The organism is Enhygromyxa salina, assembly GCF_002994615.1.
In the GTDB taxonomy this organism is placed as follows: domain Bacteria; phylum Myxococcota_A; class Polyangia; order Nannocystales; family Nannocystaceae; genus Plesiocystis; species Plesiocystis salina_A.
Genome location: NZ_PVNK01000037.1, coordinates 41,848 through 59,615, shown reverse-complemented (window position 1 = coordinate 59,615; position 17,768 = coordinate 41,848). Strand labels below are relative to the sequence as shown.

Genomic DNA, 17,768 nt, shown 5'->3' with positions numbered 1-17,768 from the left:
TTTCAGCGGGCCGGCGGCTGGCGATAGACCTCGTCAACGTCGAGCTCGATCCCGAGCGGCTCGATCACCAGCCGCTCCCCCGCCCCAGCCTCACGCAAGGTCCAAGGTCCATCCTCCGCGCGTACCTGCAGCTCGAGCTTCGGCTCATGCTGCGAGACCAGCAGATAGGCGCGGAGGGAGGGAATCCGGCGGTAGTGCGAGGCCTTCTGCCCGCGGTCGTAGGCCTCGGTCGAGTCCGACAACACTTCGACGAGCATGATCGGATTGAGCAGCGCGTGAGCGTCGGACTTGGCAGTCTCGGGCTCGCCACAGACAACCGAGACATCCGGGTAGGTATCGAGGTCCGTCGCATCCACGCGCACCCGCACATCTGAGGAGTACACCCGACATGGCCGAGCCTCGAGCTCCCGCGTGAGCAGATGGCTCATGCGCACAGCGAGGCGACCATGCTCGAGAGTCCCGCCAGTCATGGCGAATACCTTGCCGCGCAAGTACTCGTGCTTCGTCTTCGCCTCGCGCTCGAGCGCACGGTACTCGGCGTAGGTCATCCGCGGCGCTGGCGCTTCGGAGCTCACGGGATCACGATAGCAGTGCCGCGAGGTAAGAACCCCCAACGGCGGCGACAGCCGCTCCGGCAGCAAGCAACGCGAGTTGGCGGCCATGGACCCGCCGAGAGTCTCCTCGGTTGGGCGCGGGCGCCCATGAAATTGCGGCAAAGTTGCGGTGACACAGGACACGCGCAACTGCCGCCGCAGCACGGCACGCTTCCGGAGATTCCCACGCGAACCACTGATCCAACGACCAAATCGGCGTCTCTGAGTCCGGAGATTCCCGCGAACCACTGATCCAACGACCAAATCGGCGTCTCTGAGTCCGGAGATTCCGGTACAGCGGCGTTTTGGCTTCGCGCCCTCGGCGAAAATTCCGGCGCGAGGCGACACGATGCATTGCACCACGGGCTGCTAGGTCTACATGTCAAATTCACCCGCGGCCTCTGGTTGCCACTGGACCGCGACCACCCGCATCGTCTTCGTGCGTCCGCCGGGGACGGGCCAGTCGATCGACTGCCCGGCCCGGAGCCCCAGCAGCGCGGCCCCGATCGGGGCGAGGATCGACAGCTTGCCGTCTGCGAAGTCGGCCTGACGTGGGTACACCAAGGTCACGTCGTGCTGTTCGCCGGTCGCCGCGTTTTCCATACGGACCCGCGAGTTCATCGTGACGACGTCGGCCGGGATCTTGTTGGCTTCGACCAACGAGGCCCGGTCGAGCTCGACCGACAGCTGCTCGGCGACCGCGTGGCTCGATGGCAGCGTGGCCACGAGGCCGGTGAGACGTTCGAAGTCCTGTTCGGTGATGATGATCTCGGGCAGCTGGTTGGTCATGTGCTTCCTCGTGAACAAAAAGCCGCCGCGGACGCTCGTCCGGGCAGCATGCCGATAGAGGGTACCTCGTTAGGCCCGAGCTGCCAGCCCCTACTGAAGGTTGCACTCTCGGCTCTGAAAACGCGATCGAGATCGTGGGTCCAAAAGGCGGGAGCTTCGCCCCTCTCATCGGGCGTGTGCTTCGAAAAACCCCCACAGCGCCCGCCTCGCCACCTTCCTCGCCCCTTCCTCGCCCCCGGGGGGCCACCTCAGCGAGGGCGCGAAAGCGAGAGACCGAAGCACAGACCCACGAGGCTCAAGATCGCGATCGGGGGCACGTCCCTGGAGCCGCTCGTGCAGCTGCAGCCTTCGCCGCCGCCACCGTCGACGACCCCCGCGCTCGTGCCACCGTCAGCGCCGCCATCGGTGCCGTCACCGTCGTCGTCGCCGCCTGTGTCTCCGTCGCCGCTGCCGTCTGTGTCGCCATCCCCATCTCCGCCGCCGTCGCCGTCGCCATCGCCGTCTCCGTCGCCCGCGGCAGGATCTTCGAGCTCGAGCAGGTGCAGCGCGCTCCACTCGTTGCCGTCGAGGGTCCGCGCGCGCAGGACCGCTGGCGAGAGCAGCTCGACGTCGACCGCGACCCCGCCATCTTGCCCGACGGGCTGGCCCCCGACCGCCCGGGGATCGGTCCCGTCCACGGTGTAGTAGAGGGTCCCCGCGCCGCCGTCGAGCTCGACGTGGACCGTGAACATCGTCTCGGGCTCGAGCTCGAGCGAGGTCACCTCGATCCGCGCGAGCCCGTCGTAGAACACGGGCGGATCGACCAGCGGATAGTAGCCCTCGGCCCGCAGCGCCGAGATCAAGCTCGCGGCCGCGCCGTCCATGTACGCGTCTTGGAAGTCGACCTCGGCCTGCCAGTCTTCGTCGCGCGTACGCGTCGAGCCGCCGATCACCGCGTCGCCCCAGCGGGCCGACTCGGCCACGACCGGGGTCCTCAGGTGGTCGTTGAGCGCCTGCCAGCGCGCGCGCGCGCGGTCGTCACGCAGGGCGCCGTCGTTGTAGAGCGCGCGGTAGGCCCGGTCCGCGAACGCGATCAAGAATTCGGGGCTGTCCTTGGCCGAGTTGAACACCCGCGCGCTCGCGGAGTTCGAGTCCTTGCCAGCCTCCGCGACGAAGTCGGGGTGGCCCTGGGGCTGATCCGGCGACCCCTGGCCGACGCCGAACGACCACTCGCCATCCCAGGTAAAGAACATGAACGGACTCGCGGGCACGTTGCGGTTGCCGCCCCACCAGTTGTTCTGCGGCCAGTCTCGGACGCCCGCGTACCAGTGGACCAGCAGATAGTCCGCGAGCAGATCGACGTCGACGTACTCGCGCAGCTCCTGATAATTGGCGAGCTCGGCCATGTCCAGCGCGACCAGCGGGCCCGACAAGTAGTCGAAGCGCGCCGGGTCGCCGCCCTTGGGGCCCGCGTGGCTGATCGCAAACCAGTCCTCGTCGGACCCGCCCATGTAGGCGCTCGTGAACCACTCGTCGAGGCGCTCGACCGGGTTGTAGAGCCCGAAGTACACGCCGTTGAGGTAGAGGTGGACGAAGGTCCCGTGCGAGCCGACGCCCGACAGCTCGATCGTGGTGTCGCGGATCCATTGATCGGTCGCGTAGGTGGTCCGATCGGGGTTCCAGTTGCGCGCCCAGCTCCGGTTATTGCCGCCCCGCAGCACCATTCGATCGAATTTGTCGGTCGCGCTGGCGCCGTTTTGCGGGCCCCGCTGGAGCAGATCCGTGCTCCATTTTGGATCCTCGTACTCGGACTTGAACGACAGCCGGATCGAGTTCTTGACCCGGTCATGGCTGTGGCGCTCGATCCCCCCGGTCGTGTCCTCGCTGTCACCCTCGGGGAAGATCAGCTCGATCGAGGCCATGATCTCGGCGTCGCCGCGGTAGGCCGACCACAGCTCGCCGAGCTCGGCCGAGAGACACATCGTCGGGATCTCGGTCAGCGCCGCGACCATCTCGTCGGCGTAGGCTGGATCGTCGACGATCGCCGGATCCATCTCGTAGTCGTGGCGGGCCGGCCCGCCGCTGCCGTTGTAGTCGTAGGTCTGCCAGCCGGGGAGCTCGGCGGGCTGGGTCAGCACGTCGGGCAAGAAAATGTAGGTGTGGGCTCGGAGCGGTCCGGGCGGGTCGTTCTCGAAGGTCGAGTAGGCGCGCAGGACCACGCCGGGCGCGAGCGAGGCGTTTGGATCGATCATCACCTGGGTGCCCGGGGGCCCGGTCAGGGCGGACGGCGAGGTCCGCGGATCGCTGCCGTCGAGGGTGTAGGTGATCGTCGCGCCTGGCGTCGCGCAGGTCAGCTCGACCGGGAAGGCGACCGCGTCCTCGAACAGGCCGCGCTCGGGGCTGACCTCGACGGGCTCGACCGCCGCAGCGGTGAGGGGCACGAGCACGAGCACGGTCGCAAGGGCCACGTAACGCATCCGAGCAATGTAACAGAGTTCGCGCGTCGACGGCGCTGTGCCTGGGCCACGAAGGCCGAGGTGTGTACCCTCCGGCCTGTGACCCGCGCCGAGAAGGCTCAGAAGATCCTCGCGATCCTCGACGAGCTCTACCCCACCCCCGCGATCCCCCTGCGCCACAACGACGCCTTCACCTTGCTGATCGCGGTCCTGCTCTCGGCCCAGACCACCGACGCGCGGGTCAACGAGGTCACGCCCGCGCTGTTCGAAGACGGCCCGACCCCCGCGAAGATGGCCGCGCTGCCCGTCGCCCGGATCCTCCACCACATCAAGACCCTCGGCCTCGCGCCGACCAAGGCCAAGCGCGTCAAGGCCCTGGCCAAGCAGCTCGTCGAGGACTTCGACGGCGAGGTGCCCTCCGACTTCGAGGGCCTCGAGTCACTGCCCGGCGTCGGCCACAAGACCGCGGGCGTGGTCATGGCTCAGGCCTTCGGCGTGCCCGCGTTTCCGATCGACACCCACATTCACCGCCTCGCCGCGCGCTGGGGCCTGTCGAAGGCCAAGAACGTGGTCCAGACCGAGCGCGACCTCAAGAAGGTCTTCCCCGAGTCGCGCTGGGCCGACGCGCACCTGAAGATCATCTACTTTGGGCGCGAGCACTGCCCGGCCCAATTCCACGAGCTCGAGCAGTGCCCGATCTGCGCGTGGGCGGCGAGCAAGAAGCGGATTCGAGACGAGCGCAGGGCCAACGATCAAACCCGACGCGAGGCCAGCGAGCGGCTCAAGGCGGCCGCGGCCAAGAAGAAGCTCGCGGCGGCGCGCGCGAAGTAGACGGCCCGGATCGCCGCTGCCGCCGACGCCCTCGGCGCGGGCGCGGGCGCGGTAAAAATCGCTCGCATCAGGTCGAATGATTCGCCGGGCCGTTGACGTTTATCCAGTCAGACTCTCGACGCGAGAGCCTGGAGGACGCGATGAGCAACAAAGGCAGTTCAGACATGACGGGGCAGCGCAGCGAAGAGTCGGTGCTGTTCTCGCTCGGGAGCTTCGCGGGGCTCGCCCCGGTCCGGCGGCCGGCCGCCGCGCCTGCAAGCGAAGGCTCCGGCCTGATCGACATCCGCGCCATGCGAGCCATGATCGACAGCGGCACCTCCGGCGCCGCGACGGGTCGCGGAGCTGACCCCGAACAGATGATCCCGAGCTTTGGTGGCGGTGGCTTCAACGCCCTGTCCGCCGAGCCGCTGCCGACCGTGGCGCCCGCCACCGACCCCGCGTCGGAGCCCGAGCCGCGCGAGTCGAGGGCGCCGCTGTACATCCTCGTCGCCGTGCTCAGCCTCGGCCTGCTCGGCTTCGGCGCGATCATCTTGTTCGACGAGCCTGACCCGCCCCAGGTCACCAACGAGGCGATCGCGGTCCCAGCGGCGATCGAGGACAGCGGTAGCGAGGCGCCGCGGGATCAAGAAGCTGCGCAGGCCACCGAGACCGAGACCGAGGCCGCGCCCGCCGAAGCAGCGGCGGTCGACGCGAAGCCCCGCAAGCCACGAAAGCGCAACAAGCCCAGTAAACGCAACAAGCCCAGGCCCACGAAGGCCACGACCGCCTCCCCCGCCTCCCCCGCCAAGGCCACCCCCAAGAGCGCGAGCGAGGTCGACGTCGACTGCCTGCTCAACGAGGACCTGCCCAAGTGCAAGGGCAGCGCGGCCAAGGTCGGGCCCGAGCCCAACCAGCCCGCGCCCAGCTCCGAGTTGGCCAACAAGCTCGACCAGAGCCAGATCCTCGCGGGCATTCGCCCGGTCAAGGCCGCGGCCAAGTCGTGCGGAACCGGTGCGACCGTGGCGATCAAGTTCTCGGTCAAGGGCTCGACCGGCGCCGTCATCTCTGCGCGCCCGCTCGACGAGCACGCCTCGAGCTCGGTCGGCAAGTGCGTGGCGAACTCGGTCAAGGGAGCTTCGTTTGCCAAATTCAAGGCCAAGCAGCAGGGCTTCACCTTCAAGTTCCGACTCTGAGTCGGCGCGAACTCGACCAGCAGGCGCAAAGAAAGGCTGCTAGCCTGCGGGAGTGTTCACCGCCGAGCCGCAGCCCACCAAGTTCGACGTGCACTTCTCGATCGGCAAGATCCCGGTCCGCGTGCACCCGATGTTTTGGCTGATCTCGATCGTGTTCGGCGCCGTCGCCGTGCGCGGCGCCAGCGTCAACATCTTCGTGGGCATGGCGCTGTGGACGGCGGCGGTGTTCGTGTCGATCCTCGTTCACGAGCTGGGCCACGCGATCACGGCCAAGGCCTACGGCTGGCCCCCGCGGATCGTGCTCCACAGCATGGGCGGCCTCGCGATCTTCAGCCCCACGCGTCAGTCTCGCAAGGAGCGGATCCTCATCGACTTCATGGGCCCGGGCGCGGGCTTCATCTTCGGCGGGTTGGTCCTCGCGGGCGTGCTGCTCAGCGGCCACAGCGCGCAGCTGCTCCCGGGCATCGGGATCGGCAGCGGCCCCGACATTCGCGCGGGCGGGGGCCGGCTCGAGCTGTTCGTGATCTTCCTGATCTTCGTGAACATCTTCTGGGGCCTGATCAACCTGCTCCCGGTTCAGCCCCTCGACGGCGGTCACATCGCCAAGGCGATCCTCGAGAAGTACCGCCCCCGGGACTCGTGGGCGGCCGCGCTCAAGCTCGGGATCGGCACCGCCGCGGTCGTCGCCGTGGCCGGGCTGATCGTGACCGGCGACTACTTCATCGCGATCATGTTCGCGCTGCTCGGCTACAACAATTTTCAGATGCTGCAGCAGGTTCAAGGCCGCTGAGAGGCCGCTGAGAGGCCGCTGAGGGCGCTCAGAGCGTCCCGAGCACCTCGCCGGACTTCTCGTCGCACTCGCCGCGGGTGGTCTGAATCCAGCCCTTGGCGCTGCACTCGTTCTCACCCGCGCACGCGTGCTCGATGCCGAGGTCGGGCTTGCTGACCGCGCACACGCTCTGGCCGGCGCACTCGTTGATCCCGAAGCACTTGACCTGCTCGTCGGCGGTCGCGTCACCTGGGCTGGCGGTCGCGTCCGCGGCGGTGCCGGGGTCGGTGGTCGCCTCGGTCTTCTTGCACCCGCCCAAGAATAGGGCGGCGGCGGACAGGGCGAAGGCGGACATGAATTGCTTGCTGTTCTTGGTCATGGTCTTGATCTCGTGTTCTGGACCCTCGGCGCCGAGGCCGAGGAGGATCGCCGGTCGTGGCGAGGAGGTTACGCGAGTCTCGCCGAGTTCGGGCCCCGTCGCCCACTTGCGCAGCGGTGACGACCGTCCCAGCACCCCATCCTCGCGGCCGTCTGGCACCATTTGGCGCAAGTACAGCCGGTGGGTCATCTCGACACCCGGTCTCGTCCTTGCGTACACTCGATGCTCGGTTGCGCATGGCGAACGGCAGCAAGCGGCCCTACCTCGGGCACGGCGTGGGCCTCCGGACGCGCCATTACGCGCGCGCGCTAGCTGAGGGGCTCGACGTCGACTGGGTCGAAGTCGTCAGCGAGAACTTCTTCGGCGAAGGTGGCCGGCCGGCGCGGACCCTCGCGCGGGTCCGCGAGCAGATGCCCGTGGTGCTGCATGGGGTGTCGCTGGGCGTCGGCTCGATCGACGCGCCCGACCCCGAGTACCTCGAGTGGCTCCGCGAGCTCGTCAACCAGGTCGAGCCCGCGTGGGTGTCGGACCACCTGTGCTGGGCCACCCACCGCGGCCTCCACAGCCACTGCCTGCTGCCCCTGCCGCGCACCGAGCAGTCGCTGGCCGCGGTCGCCGAGCGCGTCGCGCGGGTCCAGGACGCGCTCGGGCGGCCCCTGGTGCTCGAGAACGTCTCGACCTACCTGAGCCACCGCGGCGACTCCCTGCGCGAGTGGGAATTTCTCGCCGAGCTGAGCGCCCGGACCGACTGTCGGCTGCTCCTGGATCTCAACAACATCATCGTCAGCTGCACGAACCACGGCTGGGACCCGAGCGAGTACCTCGACGGGATCCCGGGCGAGCGCGTGTGGCAGTTTCACCTCGCCAACCACAGCGACCGCGGCAACTACAAATTCGACTCGCACCTCGGGGCCGTGCCCGACGAGGTCTGGGCTCTCTACCGCGACGCGCTCACGCGCTGGGGCCCGGTCTCCTCGCTCGTCGAGTGGGACGAAGACACCCCCGCGTGGGACGAGCTCAAAGCCGAGCAGCGCCGCGCGGCCCAGATCGCCCGCGAGGTCCTCGGCGACGCGGCCGATTTGCGTCTCGACCTCGCGCCCCGGCCCCCCCAGGTCGATCTCGACCGGCTCCACGCCGAGGCCGAGGCCGCCGGGACCGACGAGCTCGACGCCGCCCAGGCCTTGATGTGGAAGGTGATCACCTTCCCGACCGGCGCGGGCGACATGCTCGCGGCCAGCTCCGCCGCCGTCCGCGAGGCCGCCGAGGCGACCTTCGCCGAGACCGAGCGCTTCCCCCGAGTCGAGCGGCTCGAGGTCTACGCCAACGACTACTACTGGCGCCTCGCGGGCGTGCTCGAGCAGCACTTCCCCACCGTCGCGTGGATGCTCGGGCACGTTCAGTTCCACAACCTCGTGACCGACTACGTCCTCGTCAGCCCCTCGCGCGAGCCGGATCTGCGCCGCTACTCCCGGGACTTCCCCAGCTTCCTGACCCAGCACGAAGAGGGCGAGCAGCAGGCCGAGCTGATCGAGGTCGCGTGGATCGAGCTCGACCGGGTCCAGATCCTCGTCGTCGCCGACGAGCAGCCCCTCGCGCCCGCGGACCTGGCCGAGGTCGCCCTCGACAGCTGGCCGCAGCTGCGCTTCGTGCCCAGCAAGACCGTCCGCCTGCGCGCGACCTCGCGGCCCTTCTCGCCGATGTTCACGCTGTGCCGCGAGGGCCAGTCGCTGGAGCTCGCGCGCAGGCACCACCCGCCCGCGCCCGGCCACACCTTGATCTGGCGCCGCGACATGACGGTCTATCACCGCGACGTTCCAGCCGACGAGGCCGCCGCCTTGCAGGCCCTGCTCGAGGGCAAGACCTTCCTCGAGATCTGTGCGGCCGCGTCGGGTGGCGAGGTCGAGGGCGAGGCCGGAGCCGACGCAGACCCGCAGCAGGTCGCCAGCTGGCTCCACCAGTGGGTCGAGGCCGGGCTGATCCTCCGCGTGCTCAACCCGACCTGACTCGCGGGCGCCGAGGAGAGCTGTGACTGCGCGTCTGGCCAGGATCCGCGGTCGGGGTCTGGGTTGATCTGGCCTGGTCTCGGTTGATCTGGGCGCCGAGCACCCGGTCCACCATGCTACCCTGGCAAGCCATGACGCGGCGAACGGCACCTCGGCGACGCGTGGTCGTGAACGGTGAGGGGGGCGCCCGGCGGACCATCTTGGCCCCGTCGGCTGGTCCACGTGACGAGCTCGCCCTCGACGACTGCCCGCTCGCTATCGCGCGCAGCGCTGACGCGCGGCACCTGATCATCACGCTGCCCTACGAGGTCTGGATCGTCGACGCCAAGACCCTGAACGCCCAGCGCACGATCCCCCTGACCATGGCCCGCCCGTCGGTCGCCGAGGGCTGGGAGGGCGCGCTGTGGATCGGCGGCCAGCACCTCTACCGGGCCAGCCTCAACGCGACCTCCGCGACCAAGACCGGCACCAAGCTCGGCGGCTACGTCGACCACGTCTCCCTGATCCGCGACGACCTCCTGTGTGGTGTCGGCGCCCAGGGCGAGCTGCTGTGGGACATCGACCGCCAGGGCCCGGTCCACAAGCGCAAGTCCACGGGCCCCCACGCGGTCGAGGTCGTCGCCAGCGCCGATGGCCGCGGGGTGTTTTGTGACGGCAGCCCGACCGCCTGGGTCATCGATCCGGCCCACCCCGAGGGCTACGCCCAGCTCCGCCTCGGCGCGACCAGCCCGGTGCCCGTCGACCACGAGGGGATCGTCTGCCTCGGGCGGACCGAGGGCAGCCGAGGCGGCCGCGTGCTGCTTGGTGCCCGCGACGGCGCCGTCGCGTGGACCAGCCGAGATCTACGCCTGGCTGGCGAGCGCGTGCCCACGGCCAAGCGCGACATGACCCCGCTCGCGCTCGCGGGTGACGAGCGCTGGGTCTACGTCCTGCGGCGGCGCGGGGTCCTCCAGCGCTTCCTGATCGCCCAGCCGAACGTGGCCAAGCCCAAGGGCAGCAAGCGCAAGGGCAACAAGCGCAAGGGCGCCCCGCCGGCCCGCGCCCAGCAGCCCGACGAGCTCGAGCCCCCGCCGCTGCCCGAGGCCCAGGAGGTCCGGCTGGCCAAGCTCGCGACCTGCATGACCCTGGTCGCTCACGACGGCAGCGACGACACCAAGCGCACCCTGCTGCTCGGCGGCCCCAAGGCCGACGGCCAGCTCGGGCGGCTGTGGACCGTCGAGGTCGAGAGCCTCGAGTGGCAGGATCTTCGGCTGAGCCAGCGGACCCTCGCCGAGCCCCCGCCGCCGCCCGACCCCGACGCCGAGCCGCCCGCGCCGCAACGGCCGAGCTTCATTGCGACCAAGAACAAGCTCGCGGGGCCCAAGATCTCCGAGATCTGTGTCGACGACATCGTCGGCAGCGCGCGCGCTCGCGGGGTCGATTATTGGCTGACCCACGGCAGCGGCAGCTTGCTCGATCGCCCGACCGAGCGGCGCAGCAAACAAGACACCCTGCCCGGCGACGCGGTGTTGTTACCGGCGATGGTGCGCTTTTGCGAGGGCACCGCCCGGCCCGCGCTGATCGTGTGGCCGGGGGTCGTCGAGGATCACGAGGGCCCGGCGCCCGCGCCCCGGGTCCTCGTCTGGGGCGACGCTCCGCGGGCCTGGATGGCGCTCGAGACCCCGCAGATCCGGGCGCAGAAGTGGTCGCGGACGGACGTGTTTCCGATCCAGGTCGCGGTCGCGGCGGTGCCCGAGGGGCTGCCGGGCAAGCGGCAAGCGCTGGATCCGAAGTGGGTGGATCAAGCGCACTTCGAGGCCCTGGCCAAGGAGTGCAAGAAGATGCTCAAGGTGCTGTGGTGAGCTGACGCAGCTGCCAATTCACTCGCCATAGCACTGCAGCCCTGCGGGCTTGAAGTGGGCGTCATCACCTTCAGCGTGGACGTAGGCGACCAACCAGTACCCGCTGTCGTGGTCCTCCTGGCACTCGTCCCAGGCGAAGTTTTTGGTCGCCGCGATGTCTTGGCAAATATCGAGCGCGACACCGTTGAGTTCGTCGTGACGCGTGCCCGCGAGGATGTCGTCCCGGCTGGCACACAGACACCCGGCGGCAGCCGAGCCCGTCGCCTCGTTGAGAATCATCTCGGAGCTGCCGTCGTCGTAGTGACCCCAAGTGCCGACGATCAGCATGCACCAGGGCTCGCCCCGGAGCTCCTCCGGGATCTCGACGATGTCATCGTCACCGCAACCCGACACGCCCCCCAGCCCAAGCAAGTACGCGACCCCCAACGCCCATGCTGGTCGCCCGCGTAGTCTCGTCCTGCCCATAATCTACGGTACCATGAGCACTTTGATGACGGAAGTGTCAAACTCGACGCGCGATTCCACACCTACCCCTACACCCCATAGCGCCTCATATACCGCCGCATCAAGAAGCGCCGAAACCAAACATTGAACCACGAGACCGAGAACACCACCCGCCCATACACAATCAACGATCGCCCCCCAATGCTCACCCCATGGGGAAAATCAGACCACAGCGTATGAGGCATCAGCGGCGGCACCCCCTCGCCAGGGTAATCCGGCGAACACCGAGCCAGCTCCAAGATGTTCGCCGCGATCGTCTGCGCAGCAAAGATCCCCTCGATCGCCCGCCGCATCGTCGGCCAGCGCCCGGTCCCGCCGTGGACCCGCGCGACGTCGCCACCCGCGAAGATCTCTGGCTCCTCCGTCGAGCTCGAAAAGCACTGCAGCGTCGGCCCGACGCGCAACCACCCGTCGTCGGTCATCGGCAGGCCGAGCTCGCTCAGCACGGGCGGCGGGACCAGCCCTCCGCCCCAAAAGCCCAGGCCAAAGGGGATCGTCTGCTCGCCCTCGGGCCCGCGGATCGTCGCGTGGCGATCCGCGATCTCGACCACCCGCGTCTCGAGGTGCAGCTCGACCCCCTGAGCCCGCAACGCCGCCGCGGCCCGGATCCCCGCTCGCGCGGTCAAACCGGGCAGCAAGCGCTCGCCCCCGTGGACCATCACGACCTTCGGCGCCCGCCAGCCCGAGGGCCGCGCGCGATCGAGATACGCGAGCTCCCCCGCGATCTCGACCCCGCTGATCCCACCGCCGACGACCAGCGCGGTCTCAGGCTCCCCACCGCCCGCGAGCCGCCGCTCCAGCGCCGCCTTGCACTCCTCGAACTGCTCTGTGGACTTGTACGCCAGCAACCCCGCCCCGCCGGGCAGGCTCGCGGGCGCCCGAACCTCGGACCCGAGCGCAACCACCACAAAGCGGGCCGAGAAGCTCCGGCCATCGCCCAGCGTGACCGTGTGCGTCTCGGGCTCGAAGCCCACGATCTCTCCCGAGATCCAGCGCGCAGGCGGCCGCGACTCGACATAGCCCGCCGTCTCGAGCTCCGTCTCGCCCGACACCCCAGCGGCCATCCGCTCGGTCAAGAGCTCATGACCCAGCGGAATGTAAGGATGCGAGCGCTGGCGATCCACGACGATGATCTCGAGCTTTCGCCCGCGTCGAGCCTTGCGCAGCAGACGGACCAGCTCGACCCCGGTGAAGCTCCCACCGAGGATCAGCACATCCGCGTCGTACCCGTCGGGGTCAGTCATGACCAAACACGAACACCTTGTCGCGGACCTCGGCCGGAAAGCGCTCGCGCACGACCTGCTCGGCAAAGCTCCGCTTGTGCCGCAAGCTGCGATGAACCAAGACCAGCGCGTCGCCCTCGAATTTCTCGGCGTGCTCGATCATCTCGTCGACGTGGGTGTGGCCATAGCCGCGGGTCGACGCCACGTCGCGCTGCTGATCCCACGACGTGCACTCGTGCACCAGGACCTTGCAGCGGCGCATCAGATCGCTGGTTAAAAATGTATCGATGGTCGTGTCACCGGTGACGCACAAGAGCGGCGTCACGACCTCGTGGGTCACCTTCTCGCCCTGCTCGCGCAGCTTGGCGATCGTCTCGCCCGAGAGCCCGCGGTACTGGTCGTCGAGCCGCCGGGTCGTGCGCTCGATCGCCCACGCGACGCTCGGGACCCGATGCTGGGTGCGGATCGCCGTGGCCGTCAGGTTGCGCCCGACGCTGTAGCGCTCGCCGGGCGTGGCCCCGCGCAGCTCGTAGTGATACTCGAAGCCCTCGATCTCCGACCACGCGGCGAGCAGGCGCTCGACCGGCCCGACGATCTCCTCGGGCAAGTGGATGGTCGGCTTGGGCAGGTTCATCATGCCGCGCTGGGAGATGTAATACTGGATGCCGCCGAGGTGGTCCCCGTGGCCGTGCGACACCATCACCCGATTGAAGGTCAGCGCCTCCTTCGGGATCATGCCAAAGTCGAACATCAACTTGAGCTCGGGCACCCGAATGTTGGTCTCGACCCCGCCCTCGGACACGCCGGTCAGGTGGAGACCGCAGACCTCGAGCTCGTCTTGAGGCGGGCGCGGCATCAGCTCTGACTCGCGCGACCGGTCTCGGCCGCCTCCTCCACGAGCAGCGCGAACTCGCGCCAGCGCGGGCCCTCGCCGTTGGCCTCGGCGAGGTTCAGGGCCGCCTCGGCGCACTCCGAGGCCTCGTCCCAGCGGCCGGCGTCGAGGTGCGCGAGGGCGTCGCGGGCGAGCTGCTCGGCCTCGGCGGCGGGGTCGTCCTGGTCGTAGCTGACCCACTTGCCCGTCGCCTTGGCGTGAGCCTTGCGCGCGGCCGCGATCGCCCTGACCGTGCGCGGGTCGGCGAAGTCGGCGAAGTCGGTGAACTCGGACATCTAGTACGCCTTGGCCATCAGCACGCGCTGGGCCGACGGCTTGCCCGAGTAGATGCACACGCCCGGCTCGGGCGCGGGGCCGTAGCCCGGAAGCGGCACGCAGCGGATCGTGACCTTGGTCTTGTCCTTGATCGCGGCCTCGGTCTCCGCGGTGCCGTCCCAGTGACACCACGCGAACTTGCTCGAGTCACCCGCGAAGGTCTGCTCGAACTCCTCCCAGGTGTCGAGGGTGACGGTGTTGGCGGCCATCCGCGCCCGGGCCAGGGCCAGGAGCGCGTCTTGGTAGTCGAGCAGGCGCTGCCTGGCGCTGGCGAGGAACTCGGCCTCGGGCAGGAATTGCTTGCCGCTGACGGCCTCGGTGTCAACGCGCATCTTGAGGCAGACCTGGCCCTTTTCGAGGTCCTTGGGCCCGATCTCGATCCGCATCGGCACGCCGCGGCGCTCCCAGTCGTAGAATTTGGCTCCCGGCCGCATGTCGCGGTCGTCGAGCGCGACCTCGAGGAAGTCGCGGTAGCGGGCCCGCGGCGGCGAGATGTCGATCTCGCTCAGCGCGGCCTTGATCCGCTCGGCCGCGACCATGACCTCGGCCTTTTGCTCGTCGTTGCGGAAGATCGGGATGATCGCCGCGTGGATCGGGGCCACGCGCGGCGGGAGCACGAGGCCCTCGTCGTCGCTGTGGGTCATGACGACGCCACCGACCAGCCGCGTGCTCACCCCCCACGAGGTCTGCCACACGTACTCGAGCTCGCCGGACTCGGCCTGGAATTTGACGTCGAAGGCCCGGCCAAAGTTCTGGCCGAGGTCGTGGCTGGTGCCGGCCTGGAGGGCCTTGCCGTCCTGCATGAAGGCCTCGATGCACTTGGTATCGACGGCCCCGGCGAAGCGCTCGGTCGCGGTCTTGGTCCCGCGGATGACCGGCATCGCCAGGACCTGCTCGGCGAAGTCGCCGTAGACGTTGAGCATGCGCAGGACCTCGGCCTCGGCCTCGTCGTGGCTCGCGTGGGCCGTGTGCCCCTCTTGCCACAAGAACTCCGTGGTCCGCAGGAACATCCGCGTGCGCAGCTCCCAGCGCATGACGTTGGCCCACTGGTTGATCAGCAGGGGCAGGTCGCGGTGCGAGTCGATCCACTTGGCGAAGAAGTGGCCGATGATCGTCTCGGAGGTCGGGCGGATCGCGTAGGGCTCTTCGAGCTCGACCCCGCCGGCCTGGGTCACGACCGCGAGTTCCGGGGCGAAGCCCTCGACGTGCTCGGCCTCCTTGGTGATGAAGGACATCGGGACCAGGAGCGGGAAGTAGGCGTTGCGGTGGCCCGTGTCCTTGAACCGGCCGTCGAGGTCGCGCTGGATCTTCTCCCAGACCGCGTAGCCGTGGGGCTTGATGACCATGCAACCCTTGACGACCTTGGCCGGCTCGGCGAGCTCACCGAAGCGGACGACGTCTTGGTACCACTGGGGGTAGTCCTCGCTGCGCTTGGCGATCGCGAGCTCGCGCTGCTTGCCGCCCTTCTTGCCGCCCGATTTCTTGGCCTGCTTGTTGCCCTGCTGGGACATGGCTGGAGTGTCGCCGATCGCGGGCGAGGTGCAAGGGCGCCCGATTGGCTACACTCTCGCCGTCGCCAGACAACACCTGCGCGGGAGTGCGAGGCCGCCGCTGCGGGCGACGGCGACATGGCTCGAGATCGATCGTCGGGCGCTGCCTGATGCGATCATCGAGCTCGTCCGCTCCGTGCAGGCCCGCGAACTCTTCCACCTCGGGGGCGGAGCGGCGTCTGCGAGCGCCCACCTCGCCCATCGACTCAGCGGCGAGACCGAGGACGAGCGGCTCTCGGCCACGGACTTCAACGTGCCAATGTCGCGTCGTGGACGAATCCCCGGATGCTGCGGCGCGTGGTGTTGCCCGGCGTCAGACTTGGAAGGCGCAGGTGTTTCGGTCTGGCAGCTCAGCGTCGAAGTCTTTGGACTCGGGAGCAAAGGGGCCGGTGAGCGACGACTTCCTCGATCTGCGTGCCGCGTTGTCCGACTCGATGCGGGGCCTTCGAGCGCCGTGTCATCTCGCTCGAGGACCTGACCATCAACAAGGAGGCAGCTGGAAGAAGGCTGCTGGCCGAGGCCAAGACCTGGCTGATGTGTCGGTGCTCGAGCGGGTTCAGACCGACGATCAGTGACGCGCCCGAACCGGGAATCATCCCCCCGAACAGTGGTCATTCGCCCCCGGCGGCCCCGAGCCCTGCGCACGGCCACGCGAGCCCTCGCCTCTCAATCAAGGCAGGCTAGCAGCCCGGGGTGCTCGGCCTGAATCAAGCGCTGCGCGCTCGACTCACGCCTTCGAGGGGCCTTTCGAAGAGGCCCTCGCTGCGGCGGCGAAGCCCCCTCCGCTCACACCGTCGTCGATCACGCCAGCCGCGAGAAGCAGCAGCAGATCATCGACGCCGAGGCCGACGCCCAGCGCAAATTCATCACCGAGCAAGAGCCCGCCGACGCCGCCGGCTACCGGGTCGAGCGCGACGTCACCGCACACAAGGCCGCCGCAGACGCCGACGCCGACGCCACGCGCAAAAAGGCCGAGGCCGACCGCGACGCCGACATCGCCGGGGCCGAGGCCCGCGAGGCCAACGAGGCCAACGAGGCCAACGAGATGGTCCCGGCCCAAGTCAAGTCCGCCGAGGTCGACGTCGCCCGGCGCCGCTTCAGCGAGGTTGTCAAGCCCGAGCCAGAGCCAGCAGGACTTCGAGCTCGCCCAGCTCTACATTCAGTCGGGCCGCCCGTTCCACCGACGCGTGCGACACCTCCGGGCGCCTCGGACGGCTGCTCAAACCCCCACGATCTCCCGTACAACGGGATCACAATTGAGTCAGGTACCGACCTTAAGATCGGTGGCTGGTTCATTTGGGGCCCACGTCAAACGACTCCGCGAGGTCCGGCGGCTCACGCAAGAAGAGCTGGCCGAACGTAGCGATCTCGCAGCTGACACGATCCGTCGACTCGAACATCAGAACTTCTCGCCCTCGCTGCGGACGCTGCGGAAGGTCTGCAGCGGTCTGGGTCTGTCGGTCGCGGCGATGTTCAACTCCTTCGAGCTCGAGGACGTTCCGGAGGAGGTCGCGCGCATCAACGCGCTGCTCATGGGCCGGTCGGCCGCGCAGCTGAAGATGGTCGAGCGTCTGCTGGCTACGCTCTTCGAAGAGCTGGATCGTAGGTGAGAGACCTCTCGCAATCGAGCGCCGAGGCTTGATAGCCTTCGGCGCATGAGGAAGGCCGCACAGGTCGTTTTCGCCACGCTGTGGTGGGCGACCTTTGGCCTGGTCTCGGCCCTGATGTTCGTGGGCGCGACGGTCTGCTTCGTGCTGACCGCGCCCTTCGACCGTCGGCGCGTGGTCCAGCACCTGTATTCGTGCTTCTGGGCCCAGATCATGTTCTACCTCAACCCCTTTTGGCGGCTGAAGATCGAGGGCCGAGGCAAGCTGCCCTGGCGCGGGCCGGCGGTGTTGGTCGCAAACCATGCCTCCCTCGGCGACATCTTGGTCCTGTTCGGGCTCTACCGACCCTACAAATGGGTCAGCAAGGCCGCGGTGTTCAAGTCGCCCTTCTTGGGCTGGAACATGCGCTACAACGGCTACGTGCCGCTGGTCCGCGGCGACAAGGCCAGCATCATCGAGATGAGCGCGCGCTGCCACGCGTGGCTCGAGATGGGCGCGCCGATCTTGATGTTCCCAGAGGGCACGCGCTCGCCCGACGCCGAGGTCAAGGCGTTCAAGGACGGCGCGTTTCGGCTCGCGATCGAGGCTGGCTGCCCGCTCTACCCGATCGTGCACACGGGCACCGCCGACACCTTGCCCAAGCACGGACTCCTGGTGAAGCCCGTCGCCAACTGCCATGTCCGCGTGATGGATCCGGTTGACCCCGCAAATTTTCATGGTGACGTGGGCGCGTTTCGGGATCACGTGCGCGAGCTGATCGTCGCCGAGCGAGCTCGGATGTTGGCGCAGTAAGGGACCACTCTTCAGGTTGCGCGGCGCAATCGTTGCTCGCCGCGATCGACGTATCGATTTGATCCCGCGCGGA

At 68.6% G+C, this 17,768-nt stretch carries 17 protein-coding genes; 7 read left to right on the top strand and 10 right to left on the bottom strand.

The features are described 5' to 3' along the window. Positions 1 to 2: 2 nt before the first annotated feature. The 3 genes from ENSA5_RS03835 to ENSA5_RS03825 form a co-directional block, all read right to left on the bottom strand. Positions 3 to 662 (bottom strand): Uma2 family endonuclease, encoded by a 660-nt coding sequence (locus ENSA5_RS03835; RefSeq protein ID WP_258182722.1) that lies wholly within the window; start codon positions 660 to 662, stop codon positions 3 to 5. 306 nt (positions 663 to 968) lie between these two features. Next, complete coding sequence (rnk, locus tag ENSA5_RS03830) at positions 969 to 1,382, bottom strand: nucleoside diphosphate kinase regulator (RefSeq protein WP_106390191.1); 414 nt, start codon at positions 1,380 to 1,382, stop codon at positions 969 to 971. Between the two features lie 248 nt (positions 1,383 to 1,630). Beyond that, a complete protein-coding gene (locus tag ENSA5_RS03825; protein ID WP_106390190.1) occupies positions 1,631 to 3,838 on the bottom strand; it encodes a CotH kinase family protein in 2,208 nt (735 codons plus the stop codon). 78 nt (positions 3,839 to 3,916) lie between these two features. Here ENSA5_RS03825 and nth point away from each other — a divergent pair, with 78 nt between their 5' ends. The 3 genes from nth (at position 3,917) to ENSA5_RS03810 (ending at position 6,610) form a co-directional block, all read left to right on the top strand. Further along, complete coding sequence (gene nth / locus ENSA5_RS03820) at positions 3,917 to 4,648, top strand: endonuclease III (RefSeq protein ID WP_106390189.1); 732 nt, start codon at positions 3,917 to 3,919, stop codon at positions 4,646 to 4,648. A 140-nt stretch (positions 4,649 to 4,788) separates the two neighbouring features. Further along, entirely contained in the window at positions 4,789 to 5,820 is a 1,032-nt protein-coding gene (locus ENSA5_RS03815; RefSeq protein ID WP_106390188.1) for a hypothetical protein, read from the top strand. A 52-nt stretch (positions 5,821 to 5,872) separates the two neighbouring features. Then, the gene (locus tag ENSA5_RS03810; protein ID WP_106390187.1) at positions 5,873 to 6,610 is read left to right on the top strand and encodes a site-2 protease family protein; all 738 of its coding nucleotides are present in this window, start codon (positions 5,873 to 5,875) and stop codon (positions 6,608 to 6,610) included. A 28-nt stretch (positions 6,611 to 6,638) separates the two neighbouring features. Here ENSA5_RS03810 and ENSA5_RS03805 read toward each other — a convergent pair whose 3' ends face one another. Next, entirely contained in the window at positions 6,639 to 7,103 is a 465-nt protein-coding gene (locus tag ENSA5_RS03805; protein WP_181197343.1) for a hypothetical protein, read from the bottom strand. Positions 7,104 to 7,204: 101 nt separating this feature from the next. Between ENSA5_RS03805 and bufB the strand changes: the two genes are divergently transcribed. Next, a complete protein-coding gene (bufB, locus tag ENSA5_RS03800; protein WP_106390185.1) occupies positions 7,205 to 8,971 on the top strand; it encodes an MNIO family bufferin maturase in 1,767 nt (588 codons plus the stop codon). 131 nt (positions 8,972 to 9,102) lie between these two features. Beyond that, positions 9,103 to 10,812 (top strand): hypothetical protein, encoded by a 1,710-nt coding sequence (locus ENSA5_RS03795; protein ID WP_146155293.1) that lies wholly within the window; start codon positions 9,103 to 9,105, stop codon positions 10,810 to 10,812. Positions 10,813 to 10,830: 18 nt separating this feature from the next. Here ENSA5_RS03795 and ENSA5_RS03790 read toward each other — a convergent pair whose 3' ends face one another. The 6 genes from ENSA5_RS03790 to ENSA5_RS03765 form a co-directional block, all read right to left on the bottom strand. Beyond that, positions 10,831 to 11,205: a hypothetical protein gene (locus ENSA5_RS03790; RefSeq protein ID WP_106390183.1), complete on the bottom strand. Its 375-nt coding sequence runs from the start codon at positions 11,203 to 11,205 to the stop codon at positions 10,831 to 10,833. A gap of 140 nt (positions 11,206 to 11,345) precedes the next feature. Continuing rightward, the gene (locus tag ENSA5_RS03785) at positions 11,346 to 12,560 is read right to left on the bottom strand and encodes an NAD(P)/FAD-dependent oxidoreductase (protein ID WP_106390182.1); all 1,215 of its coding nucleotides are present in this window, start codon (positions 12,558 to 12,560) and stop codon (positions 11,346 to 11,348) included. Continuing rightward, the gene (locus tag ENSA5_RS03780; protein ID WP_106390181.1) at positions 12,553 to 13,395 is read right to left on the bottom strand and encodes an MBL fold metallo-hydrolase; all 843 of its coding nucleotides are present in this window, start codon (positions 13,393 to 13,395) and stop codon (positions 12,553 to 12,555) included. Before ENSA5_RS03780 ends, ENSA5_RS03785 begins: the two co-directional genes overlap by 8 nt. Next, positions 13,395 to 13,706 carry a hypothetical protein gene (locus ENSA5_RS03775; protein ID WP_106390180.1) on the bottom strand — a complete coding sequence of 104 codons (312 nt, stop codon included), beginning with the start codon at positions 13,704 to 13,706 and terminating at the stop codon, positions 13,395 to 13,397. The genes ENSA5_RS03780 and ENSA5_RS03775 overlap by 1 nt, the downstream gene beginning before the upstream one ends. Beyond that, a complete protein-coding gene (gene proS, locus ENSA5_RS03770; protein WP_106390179.1) occupies positions 13,707 to 15,257 on the bottom strand; it encodes a proline--tRNA ligase in 1,551 nt (516 codons plus the stop codon). It lies immediately after the preceding gene. A 766-nt stretch (positions 15,258 to 16,023) separates the two neighbouring features. Continuing rightward, positions 16,024 to 16,356, bottom strand: a complete 333-nt coding sequence (locus ENSA5_RS03765) for a hypothetical protein (protein WP_106390178.1) — start codon at positions 16,354 to 16,356, stop codon at positions 16,024 to 16,026. Positions 16,357 to 16,579: 223 nt separating this feature from the next. Between ENSA5_RS03765 and ENSA5_RS03760 the strand changes: the two genes are divergently transcribed. Together ENSA5_RS03760 and ENSA5_RS03755 are read left to right on the top strand one after the other, a co-directional pair. Next, a complete protein-coding gene (locus ENSA5_RS03760; RefSeq protein WP_106390177.1) occupies positions 16,580 to 16,906 on the top strand; it encodes a helix-turn-helix domain-containing protein in 327 nt (108 codons plus the stop codon). Positions 16,907 to 16,951: 45 nt separating this feature from the next. Next, entirely contained in the window at positions 16,952 to 17,695 is a 744-nt protein-coding gene (locus ENSA5_RS03755; protein WP_106390176.1) for a 1-acyl-sn-glycerol-3-phosphate acyltransferase, read from the top strand. Positions 17,696 to 17,768 lie beyond the last annotated feature (73 nt).